This is a genomic window from Methanobrevibacter sp., assembly GCF_045120835.1.
GTDB lineage: Archaea > Methanobacteriota > Methanobacteria > Methanobacteriales > Methanobacteriaceae > Methanocatella.
The window spans coordinates 1-9,741 of the sequence record NZ_JBGVFE010000089.1; the positions used below are offsets into that span (position 1 = coordinate 1).

Here is a 9,741-nt window from a genome sequence, read left to right on the forward strand (position 1 = left end):
TTTTATTTGATAATTCTTTTAATGTTTTTTTAAATTCATATAATTCTTTTGATGATACGTTAGCCATGTTATCCCATAAAAATTAAATTAATATAATAGATATAATTATATAAATGCAACTATAAATAATTAATGAAAAAACAACTTAAAATCAATGATTTGTAGGAATTTTTATGAAATGGAAAATTGGCAATGTGACCATAGACAATCAAGTTGTACTCGCCCCAATGGCCGGAATATGCGATTCTGCATTTAGAAGAATTGCCAAATCAATGGGATGCGGACTTCTGTCAACTGAAATGGTGTCTGATAAGGCAATAATGTACAACAATCACAGAACACAGGAAATGCTTTACATGACCGAATATGAAAGGCCAATTTCCCAACAGATATTTGGAGCGGAGGCAAAATCCTTCAGGATTGCAACCGAATACATCTGCGAGAATATGAAACCCGACATCATCGACATAAACATGGGATGTCCAGTCCCTAAAGTTGCAGTACGCTCACAGGCTGGAAGCGCCCTCCTGAAGGATCCTGAAAAAATAGGAGAGATTGTTGAAGCTGTAGTTGAAAGCTCAAATGTTCCGGTTACCTGTAAAATCAGAAGCGGATGGGACAATAGTTGCATAAATGCTTTGGATGTTGCGGGAATTGTTGAAGATTCAGGAGCATCTGCAATTACCGTCCATCCACGTACACGAGAGCAGAGATACGGTGAAAATGCAAACTGGTCAATAATAAAGGAAGTCAAGGAAAACCTGTCAATACCGGTTGTCGGAAACGGAGACATTCGCACATGTTACGATGCCAAAAGAATGATTGATGAGACTGGCTGCGATGCGATAATGATTGGTCGGGGTGTTTTAGGAAATCCCTGGCTTATTCGACAGTGCATTGATTATCTGGACTTTGAAATCGAACCTGAAAAGCCCACATTGGACATGAAACTTGAAATGATTAAAAAGCATGCGGATTTGCTCAGTGAAAACATTCCTGAAGAAGTTGCAATGCATAAAATGAGAACCCACACGGCGTATTATCTGAAGGGCCAATGGAGAAGTGCAGAGATAAAGCCTAAAATATTTAAAATGAATACAAAAACTGAATTGTTCGATTTGCTTGAAGAATATAAAGAATTAGTTAAATTCTAATATAAATTAAAAATACCTTGAAAATAAAAAAATGAAGTAACCTCTGAAGCAATCTCCTAAAGGTTACAGTTGCTTTGTATGTGCCTTTTTTTGATCAACTTTTTGATTTTTGAATGTTGTTCTGCCTTTCGCATTGGTTTTGGCATTGAGTTTAAGGACGATAGCACAAATGGTATTAATGTCAAATGTTTTTCTGATTAATTTTAAATAGAAACAATGCCAAAAATAATAATGGCAATGCGAAAGTTTATAAAAACTTTTTTTCAACGATAATCAAGTTAAAAAAAGGAAAACATTAACATTTGAAAATTGCCAGAACATTTGGACAAAGGGACTAGCACGGTAATCTATACTTATTAGAGCATACAGTCCGTGAAGTGAGAATCCTCAATTTCTACAAGTTGAGGTAGTTCAAATTACAATTCAATAGGTGAAAAAAATGAATAAAAAGATATTATTGATGAGCGTTGTTTTATTAGCATTTGCTATGTCATTATCTTTTGTTACAGCTATGGCAGATATTAATGCTCCAGACGGGTTTAAAATCAATGAAAAATTAACTGTCACTAACCAAACTGGTGAATTTCAGGGAAAAGAAGCTATTATAACAGTTGCTGTAATGGAAAATGGAACTGATAACATAACTGTTACTACTTTTGCTGTAAATGGCGATGTTGACATGTCCGCTCAACAGGGTTCCCAAGATAAAACCATTAATGGTAAAGACGGAATATTTATGGAGAAAGATGGCCGCTCAATATTCATATATAAAGTAGGACAACAATTTATAAATATTGATGCACCAGATGAAAAATTAATCGAAAAAGTTGTAGTATAAATTTCAACTTTATACTTTTTTATTTTTTTATCTTTTTTATTGTTTAGCAGAATTATTGAATTTTAAATCTTGCTCTATTTTAACTGATTTTTCTATTTTTTTATATTGATTGTTGTCCTTATAGCCCATATGATATTTTTTAAGAATACTAAAGTGTTAAGAATCAAATAATTTCTGCCAGCACTCACGGCATGAAAAAAATAATAGATTCAAAAGTTAATAACTAATCCTAAATAAAAAGCTGAAAGAACATGATTCTTTTCCAATTAGTTTTAATAATGGATAATTAACATTTTTTAAAATAAACGAAATTTAATCTGTTAATTTCATCTCGCCAATCTTTTCATACAGTTTTAAATCATTACTAGAAATGGTGTTGATTTCCAGTAAATCCATTCCAGTAATTTCAATTATTTCACGCGCAAGGTGAACGTAAGTGTCTGGATAGTCATTATAGCCAAAAATATGCCAGATGATGTTGTCTTCAAAAACAATTTCCAGATACCAGTCATATCCTTCCAAATCGTCCGGATCACGTATATTGGATTTCCTGTGGTATTCATCAAAAATCCATTGATAAACATGATACTTTTCCAAAAGACCGTAAATCAGCTCCCGGTCACTCAAACCCAAATCCTTTTCAATATATCCTTCAATCCTATTCTTTTTAAAATCAACAATCAGCCTGGGATTTGGAAGTTCATATGGATAGGTTCTGTAATGGCCAAACTCAATGGTCTTTATGTTTAGTTTCCCATCAAGATAAACCCCATCTTTTTCAATGTCAAAATAAAGTGGAGTCACCATTTGCCTCTGGTAATTCAGATGCAAAACGTCGAAAGCAAACAGGTCCTTCAAAATCTCGCCGAAGCTAATCCAGTTTGCAGGAAAGTTGTTTTTGAAACTGTATTCCTCAAACTTATCGGTCGAATAAATCACTACATTGCAGGAATAGATCAACTCTATCTTTTCAAAATAGGAAAATTCCTCGGATTCAAAACCTTCAAACAGATTAAGAGAGTTGAAATCACACAAAAACCGGTCAATCTGCTCATCATCGATACGGTGAATTTCACTAGTCATATTTTGTCTCAAATCGACCAGGATTCCAATCCATGAATCGTCACAAAGGGCATTTTCACTTAAAAACTTATCGCCACTTCCCCGTTCGGAAATCTTATAATAAGCATTTTTATTTAAAAGATCAATGGTGAAACACTCATAGTGACGGTTGAGCCTTTTAAAATTGAACCTTTGCGTAATTTCAATTTTTTCAATCATTACAATATCTATCTATTCCGGCTTTAATATAATTAACCAAATTACAAACATTTATAAATAATTATTTGTAATTATTTAAATAAGTGATAATATGATTAGAAGATGCCCACAATGCGGTACCGCAACAGATGATATGTATGGTTTTTGTATAAAGTGCGGCCGTGAATTTCCAAAAATAGATGTAGAGGAGGACACCTGCCCGTTATGCGGATACAAAAACCCGGATGAAGCCGATTATTGTGTCAAGTGTGGAAGTCCATTAGTTTTTAAAAAGCAGTTTGAAGGAGATTCCGAGGGCAATCTGAATCCAATCGTCATTAAAAAAGAAATATCAAATAATGCTGAAAATTACAGGCACAGAACCAGCAGATGGCTGATTTTGTTTGGTTACGTATTCTCAATTCTTGGAGGAATCCTGGGCCTGATTATTGCAATTTACCTGTCAACCAGAAAAGATCCAGTTGCAAAAAAACATGGACATATCCAGCTTGCAATCTTCGGATTTTATGTAATCTTAATAGCAATTCTGTTTGCAACCGGAAACATCCCTGCTGACGCATTGACCCAATACAGGCAGTTATTGGCGGGAAATCTTACCGCCCTTCAAAGATAGGTACATCAATATGGCTCCATCACCACCATCATAATATCCCGGAACTACGCGGTCAATTTTAAAATTGAATGTTTTATAGAACTCCACCGCTTCATTATTGTTTTCATTCACTTCCAGATAAATTACATCAAGATTCAATAGGGATAAAATTGATATCGCCTTGACCAGAAGTTGAGTTCCTGCCTTTTGACGGCGATAATTCTTATCAACCGCAATGGAAATAATATGGCCCTGATTTTCATATTTAACCCAAAAGATAACATATCCTATTACATAACCTTCCTCTTCAGCCACTAAAAATCCAACACCCATTTCATATAATTGCTGAAACATATTTATTCCATAAGATTGGCTAAAAGACATGTTTTCTATTTCAAAAACTCTTTTTAAATCATTCGGCCGAAATTTCCTAATAATCATACCAAATAAAATTATAAAAAACAATGTATTTAATAGTTTGGATTACGAATATTAATTTGAGGATAAAAAAATGTGGAATGATTTTGCAGAATATATATTAAGTGAAGCAGGAGAGAAAAATGTCAGAATTGCAGAAGTGGGTGTGGGCAAATTCGACAGAATTGCAAACTTCCTGGCATCAAAGGACAACATTACACTGATTAAGATAGACATTGATCCAAAAGACGGAAGCGTCGTAAAGGACGACATTACAAATCCAAATTTAGATTTATATTGCAATATAGACATTATCTATTCGATACGACCTCCAAGTGAACTTCAACCATATCTTGTCAATCTTGCATGCAAAATCAAATCACAGCTTATAATCAAACCGCTGACAAACGAAGATATAAATACAGGCAGGGTCAAAATGAAATTAAAAAATTTCAAAAGAGCAAGCTTTTATACCTTAAAGTGATAAAATGGACGAATTACTGAAACAATATAATACCTCCAGAGAAGGATTGAACCATGCTGAAATTACAAAAAGGCAAAACACATATGGTTTAAATAAAATTGAAGAGAAAAAAGCCACACCATTAGTTGTTCTGTTCTTTTCACAATTTTTAGATATTCTGATAGGGCTTTTATTGGTTGCAGCGGTTGCGGCTTACGCCATCGGAGACATTATAGATGCCTGCGTAATCCTTCTCGCCGTTTTGCTGAATGTCATCATGGGTTTCATACAGGAATACCGCTCACAAAAAGCGGTTGAAAGTCTTAAGAGCCTGATTGTAAAAACTGCAGTTGTCAAAAGGGAGAATACTGTAGAAGAAATCAACTCAGAAGAGTTAACTGTTGGAGATATCGTAATTCTTGAAGAAGGAGATAGGATACCTGCCGATTTGGCATTGATTGAAGTCAATGACCTGAGCTGTGATGAATCACATCTGACAGGAGAGTCCGAAGCCATAAGAAAAGAGATTGGCGATGAAGTTTATATGGACTCCAATATACTTTCCGGAAACGGCATAGGCATCGTCAAGGCAATAGGCATGAAAACCCAAATTGGAGAGATTGCTGAAGTTGTGCAGGAAGACGATGAAGATACGCCCCTTAAAAGAAAGGTTGGAAGACTTGGAAAAACACTGTCCCTAATTGCCATAATCGTTTGTATCGCCATTTTCATTTTAGAATTAGTGAAGGGAATCCCAATCGTAGAAACATTCATGACTGCAGTTTCACTGGCCGTTGCGGCAATTCCCGAAGGTCTTCCTGCAGTTTTGACCTTAACTCTAGCATTAGGAATGTCTGAAATGGCAAAATCAGATGCAATTGTTCGCAAACTGCTGTCTGTTGAAACATTAGGTTCATGTACCATAATCTGCAGTGACAAAACAGGAACATTAACTGAAAACAAAATGACCGTGGTCGAATCTTTCTTTACCAATGAAAACAAAACACTTGAAATTGGAAAACTATGCAACAATGCCCGAATTAACAATGGAGAAATAATCGGCGACCAAACTGATGGAGCCATTTTAAAATTCTGCCAAAGCCATGAAATCGAACTGGAAAGAGTTGACGAAATTCCTCTTGACAGCAATCGTAAAATGATGACTACTATACATAGCCTAAACAGTGAAAGCAATGTTGTTTTGACAAAAGGTGCTCCAGAAATAATTTTAGACAAATGCAAATACATAGATTATGATGGAACTATTAAAATAATTGATGCTCAAAGTAAGGAAATGATACTTAAAAAAATTGATGAAATGAGTGAGAGGGCATTGAGGGTAATCGGGTGTGCATACAAAAAAGTTGACGAAGACCCAATAGAGGAAAATTTGACATTCACCGGACTGCTCGGATTAATGGATCCTCCTAAAAAAGATGCTAAAAAAGCTGTAAACGATTGCATAAAAGCTGGAATCAAAGTAAAAATGATTACTGGAGACTATGAAAAAACTGCAGAGGCAATAGCAAAAGAATTGGGAATATTAACAGATGGAAAAGTAATTAACGGGGACGAATTAGCAGAGCTCACAACCGAAGAATATCTGGCAATTTCCGACAGCATTCAGGTTTATGCAAGGGTAAAGCCTGCTCAAAAAATGAGAATCGTTGAGGCACTAAAAGAAGACAACAATATTGTTGCAATGACAGGTGACGGTGTAAACGATGCGCCTGCACTTAAAAAAGCATCAATAGGTGTTGCAATGGGTGATGGAACTGATGTTGCCAAGGAATCAGCAGACATGATTTTGCAGAACAATGACTTTGCAACAATAGTAAAGGCAATTGAGGAAGGCCGTAAAATCTATGACAACATTAAAAGATTTGTCAAATTCCAAGTATCAACAAACGTGGGAGCCATTTTAACAATAGTTGGAACCTCACTTCTTAATTTACCTTTACCTTTCAATCCAGTACAATTGCTGTGGCTAAATATTGTAATGGACGGACCCCCTGCACAGACACTGGGCATTGAAGGGGCCGAAAGGGATTTGATGGAACGCCCTCCAGAAACGGGAGACATCCTAACAAGAAAAACATTAACTGAAATATTGATTTCAGGAATTGTCATGGCAATTGGAACAATAGCGCTGTTCAGCTATCAGCTGAGCATAAACGCCGGTGAAAAAAAGGCAATGACAGTTTCATTCACATTGTTTGTAATGTATCAGTTATTCAATGCATACAACAGGAAATCAAACTCCGAAAAACGAAGCACATACCTGTATCTGGCAATAATGCTCTCATTTGTTCTTCAACTATTGATAATATACATACCTCAACTGCAAATCATATTCAGAACAACATCAATAAACCTAATTGATTGGATAATGATTATAGTCATATCATTTACTATAGTAATAGCCGAAAGAATAATGAAGAAGGTGATAAAATGAAGATTCTGCTGCTTGGAGGAACCAAGGACTCGACAAACATCATCAGACATGTTAAAGAGAATTATGATGCTTATATCCTAACAACAACCACAACCGAATACGGTGCAAGATTATCCCATGAAAGCGGAAGTGACGACACAATTGCCCGTCCGCTGCTCAAAGATGAGATTATTGAAATAATTGAAAATGAGAATTTTGAATTGCTGATTGATGCAACCCATCCCTTTGCCGAACATATCACACAGACCAGCACAAGCATAGCAAAGGAATTAAGAATGCCCTATATCCGCTTTGAGAGACCTACCACCAACCTCGAAAACATTGATACATCACATATTCATTACGTTAATTCATTTGACGATGCAGGAAAACTGATTAAAAATGAATTCGATAGGGGAAATATACTGCATCTTGCAGGAGCCAACACCATGAGAGACATTGTAAAATATGTTTCAGTCGACAGATTCTATCCGAGAATCTTAAAGGTGGAAAGTTCCATTGCCAAATGTCAGGAACTGGGCATTGATCAAAGCCATATCATTCCAATGAAAGGAGCGGCAAGCCTGGAAGAGAACATTGAACTGATGGAAAAATATGATGCCAGTGTAATGATAACAAAGGAAAGCGGCGACATTGGAGGAGTTGTTGAAAAAATTCAGGCTGCAAACGAGAAAAACGTTGCGGTTGTAATGATTCAACGACCAAAAATAGATGAATTAAATAAAAATGATATTGTATCTAATCTTGAAGAGTTAGATATTAAATTAAAAGACTTTTTTTAAAAAACAGTTTAAAGATAAACGCCGAGACTGGGATTTGAACCCAGGCGAGGAAAACCTCACAGGATTTCAAGTCCTGCGCCTTACCAGACTAGACTATCTCGGCATATACAAAGGAATATTTAGAAGGATTCTAAATATTTATCCTTTAAGTTCGATTTCAATACTTACATTATCAGGAACGTTAACTTTCATTACTTGTCTCATAGCACGTTCATCAGCTCCAATACCGATTAAACGTTTATGAATTCTGAGTTCCCATTTTTCCCAAGAAGCTTTACCTTCTCCATCTGGAGATTTTCTTGTTGGAACTACTAATTTTTTAGTAGGTAATGGAATAGGACCAGATAAGTCAACCCCAGTTCTTTCAGCGATTTTTTTAAGTTGATCACATACGTATGCTAATTTTTCTGGGTCTGTTCCAGTAAGTTTAATTCTTGCTTGATTCATTTATTATCCTCCAAAAAACAAAAAGAAAGAAAGTAAAAAATTACTTTCTAATTATTGTTTACAAACTTATTTTGCTGCGGTAATGTTAAGACATAAACCAGCTGCAACAGTTTGACCCATATCTCTGATAGCAAATCTACCCATTTGAGGGATTTCTTTTGCGTTTTCGAGACACATTGGTTTAGTAGGTTTAATTTTAACAATAGCTGCGTTACCAGTTTTTAAGAAGTCAGGGTTTTCTTCGTCAACAGCACCAGTAGCAGGGTTTAATTTTTTAGATAATTCTAAGAAAGTACATGCTACTTGAGAGGTGTGACAGTGGAATACAGGAGTGTATCCAACGGTGATTACACCAGGGTGTTGTAAAACAACGATTTGTGCATCGAATTCTTTTGCTACGGTAGGAGCAGCATCAGTGTGACCAGCTACGTCTCCTCTTCTGATATCGTTTTTACCTACACCTCTTACGTTGAATCCGATGTTGTCACCAGGTTCAGCGATTTCAAATTGTTCGTGGTGCATTTCGATAGATTTAACTTCTCCAGAAGCTCCTGCTGGTTCAAAGATAACGTTTTCACCTTTTTTCATTACACCAGTTTCTACTCTTCCTACAGGTACGGTTCCTACACCAGTGATTGAGTAAACATCTTGGATAGGAATTCTTAAAGGTAAGTCAGTAGGTTTTTCAGGTGGGGTTAATTTGTCTAATGCATCAATTAAGTTGTCACCTTTGTACCAGGTGGTATTTGGAGATGCATCGTTAATGTTGTCCCCTTCAAATGCAGATAATGGGATGAAAGGTACATCAGCAGGGTTGAAACCTACAGTTTTAATTAAGTTTGATACTTCTTCTTTTAATTCATTGTATTTATCTTCGGAGTAATCAACTAAGTCGATTTTGTTGATTGCAACGATTAATTGGTTAATACCTAAAGTTTTGGATAAGAACACGTGTTCTTTGGTTTGAGGCATTACACCGTCTTTTGCGTCAACTACTAATACAGCTGCGTCAGCTTGGGATGCACCGGTGATCATGTTTTTAACGAAGTCTCTGTGTCCAGGACAGTCTACTACAGTGTAGTCGTATTTTTTGGTGGAGAATTTTTGGTGAGCTAAGTCGATAGTTACTCCTCTTTCTCTTTCTTCTCCTAATTTGTCCATAACAAATCTGAATTTGTTTTCTCCGTCATCTAATTGTTGTTCAGCGATTGCACCAGCTTTTAATAATAAGTGTCCAACTAAAGTGGATTTTCCGTGGTCAACGTGTCCAATAAATGCTAAGTTAAGATGTTCTTTTTCTTTTGCCATTATA

General features: G+C 35.8%; 10 protein-coding genes and 1 tRNA gene. 6 read left to right on the forward strand and 5 right to left on the reverse strand.

Annotation, left to right across the window (positions count from 1 at the left end):
- Positions 1-173: 173 nt before the first annotated feature.
- Entirely contained in the window at positions 174-1,154 is a 981-nt protein-coding gene (gene dusB, locus ACJMLO_RS08035; protein ID WP_405295650.1) for a tRNA dihydrouridine synthase DusB, read from the forward strand.
- Between the two features lie 460 nt (positions 1,155-1,614).
- A complete protein-coding gene (locus tag ACJMLO_RS08040) occupies positions 1,615-1,992 on the forward strand; it encodes a hypothetical protein (protein ID WP_405295652.1) in 378 nt (125 codons plus the stop codon).
- A gap of 312 nt (positions 1,993-2,304) precedes the next feature.
- Here the strand turns inward: ACJMLO_RS08040 and ACJMLO_RS08045 are convergent, their stop codons facing one another.
- Positions 2,305-3,273, reverse strand: a complete 969-nt coding sequence (locus ACJMLO_RS08045) for a hypothetical protein (RefSeq protein ID WP_405295654.1) — start codon at positions 3,271-3,273, stop codon at positions 2,305-2,307.
- A 91-nt stretch (positions 3,274-3,364) separates the two neighbouring features.
- Between ACJMLO_RS08045 and ACJMLO_RS08050 the strand changes: the two genes are divergently transcribed.
- The gene (locus tag ACJMLO_RS08050) at positions 3,365-3,886 is read left to right on the forward strand and encodes a zinc ribbon domain-containing protein (protein WP_405295656.1); all 522 of its coding nucleotides are present in this window, start codon (positions 3,365-3,367) and stop codon (positions 3,884-3,886) included.
- On the opposite strand, the gene rimI is transcribed toward ACJMLO_RS08050, so the two are convergent.
- Positions 3,851-4,306, reverse strand: a complete 456-nt coding sequence (rimI, locus tag ACJMLO_RS08055) for a ribosomal protein S18-alanine N-acetyltransferase (protein WP_405295658.1) — start codon at positions 4,304-4,306, stop codon at positions 3,851-3,853. The genes ACJMLO_RS08050 and rimI overlap by 36 nt on opposite strands.
- Positions 4,307-4,376: 70 nt before the next feature.
- Between rimI and ACJMLO_RS08060 the strand changes: the two genes are divergently transcribed.
- Genes ACJMLO_RS08060 through cobK form a run of 3 tightly spaced genes read left to right on the forward strand, consistent with a single transcriptional unit; the run spans position 4,377 to position 7,982 of the window.
- A complete protein-coding gene (locus tag ACJMLO_RS08060) occupies positions 4,377-4,766 on the forward strand; it encodes a UPF0146 family protein (RefSeq protein ID WP_405295660.1) in 390 nt (129 codons plus the stop codon).
- A gap of 4 nt (positions 4,767-4,770) precedes the next feature.
- Positions 4,771-7,200: a cation-translocating P-type ATPase gene (locus tag ACJMLO_RS08065; protein WP_405295662.1), complete on the forward strand. Its 2,430-nt coding sequence runs from the start codon at positions 4,771-4,773 to the stop codon at positions 7,198-7,200.
- A complete protein-coding gene (gene cobK / locus ACJMLO_RS08070; protein ID WP_405295664.1) occupies positions 7,197-7,982 on the forward strand; it encodes a precorrin-6A reductase in 786 nt (261 codons plus the stop codon). The genes ACJMLO_RS08065 and cobK overlap by 4 nt, the downstream gene beginning before the upstream one ends.
- A 19-nt stretch (positions 7,983-8,001) precedes the next feature.
- Here cobK and ACJMLO_RS08075 read toward each other — a convergent pair.
- The 3 genes from ACJMLO_RS08075 to tuf form a co-directional block, all read right to left on the reverse strand.
- Positions 8,002-8,085, reverse strand: a tRNA-Ser gene (locus tag ACJMLO_RS08075).
- 35 nt (positions 8,086-8,120) lie between these two features.
- The gene (rpsJ, locus tag ACJMLO_RS08080; RefSeq protein WP_042691424.1) at positions 8,121-8,429 is read right to left on the reverse strand and encodes a 30S ribosomal protein S10; all 309 of its coding nucleotides are present in this window, start codon (positions 8,427-8,429) and stop codon (positions 8,121-8,123) included.
- Between the two features lie 66 nt (positions 8,430-8,495).
- Positions 8,496-9,737: a translation elongation factor EF-1 subunit alpha gene (gene tuf, locus ACJMLO_RS08085; RefSeq protein WP_405295666.1), complete on the reverse strand. Its 1,242-nt coding sequence runs from the start codon at positions 9,735-9,737 to the stop codon at positions 8,496-8,498.
- Positions 9,738-9,741 lie beyond the last annotated feature (4 nt).

Excerpts from the sequence above, each read along its gene's own strand:
- tuf (WP_405295666.1), bottom strand. The coding sequence starts at position 9,737 with ATGGCAAAAGAAAAAGAACATCTTAACTTAGCATTTATTGGACACGTT.
- ACJMLO_RS08050 (WP_405295656.1), top strand. The coding sequence starts at position 3,365 with ATGATTAGAAGATGCCCACAATGCGGTACCGCAACAGATGATATGTAT.
- ACJMLO_RS08060 (WP_405295660.1), top strand. The coding sequence starts at position 4,377 with ATGTGGAATGATTTTGCAGAATATATATTAAGTGAAGCAGGAGAGAAA.
- rpsJ (WP_042691424.1), bottom strand. The coding sequence starts at position 8,429 with ATGAATCAAGCAAGAATTAAACTTACTGGAACAGACCCAGAAAAATTA.
- ACJMLO_RS08040 (WP_405295652.1), top strand. The coding sequence starts at position 1,615 with ATGAGCGTTGTTTTATTAGCATTTGCTATGTCATTATCTTTTGTTACA.
- rimI (WP_405295658.1), bottom strand. The coding sequence starts at position 4,306 with ATGATTATTAGGAAATTTCGGCCGAATGATTTAAAAAGAGTTTTTGAA.
- ACJMLO_RS08045 (WP_405295654.1), bottom strand. The coding sequence starts at position 3,273 with ATGATTGAAAAAATTGAAATTACGCAAAGGTTCAATTTTAAAAGGCTC.
- cobK (WP_405295664.1), top strand. The coding sequence starts at position 7,197 with ATGAAGATTCTGCTGCTTGGAGGAACCAAGGACTCGACAAACATCATC.
- dusB (WP_405295650.1), top strand. The coding sequence starts at position 174 with ATGAAATGGAAAATTGGCAATGTGACCATAGACAATCAAGTTGTACTC.
- ACJMLO_RS08065 (WP_405295662.1), top strand. The coding sequence starts at position 4,771 with ATGGACGAATTACTGAAACAATATAATACCTCCAGAGAAGGATTGAAC.